The organism is Corynebacterium sp. p3-SID1194, from assembly GCF_025144155.1.
In the GTDB taxonomy this organism is placed as follows: Bacteria; Actinomycetota; Actinomycetes; order Mycobacteriales; family Mycobacteriaceae; genus Corynebacterium.
In genome coordinates, this window is record NZ_JALXWY010000051.1 from 1 (window position 1) to 427 (window position 427).

Sequence of the window (427 nt, forward strand, 5' to 3'; positions counted from 1 at the left end):
GATCGAGTACTCGGGGTGGGAGGCGTTGACCATGTCGTCCCACTCGACGATCTTCTTGCGCTCGCGGCCTTCGGCCTCGCCGAGGGCGCGTTCGGCGGCGTCGAGGTTGTGCCAGCCTTCCCAGGTGGTGACCTTGATGCCCTTGTCCTTGAGGTGGTCGAGGATGGTCTGGTCGTCGCGGTGTTCGGTGGGGGTGAGGGTGCCGTTGCGGTAGTCGTCGAGAAGCATGGTGGTGGTGTCCTTGGCGTCGGACTTGGTGTTGCCGATCAGGCCGACGGGGCCGCGCTTGATCCAGCCGGTGGTGTACAGGCCGGGAACGATGTCTCCGCCGAACTCGGTGAGCACGTGGCCTTCGTCGTTGGGGATGACGGCGCGGTGGTCGTCGAAAGGCACGCCGTTGACGGCGTCGGAGCGATAGCCGACGGCG

Annotated in this window: 1 pseudogene; it reads right to left on the reverse strand. The window is 66.3% G+C overall.

Annotated elements, in window-relative coordinates:
• Window positions 1–427: pseudogene (locus M3G19_RS11845) on the reverse strand (pyridine nucleotide-disulfide oxidoreductase); the annotation flags it as partial.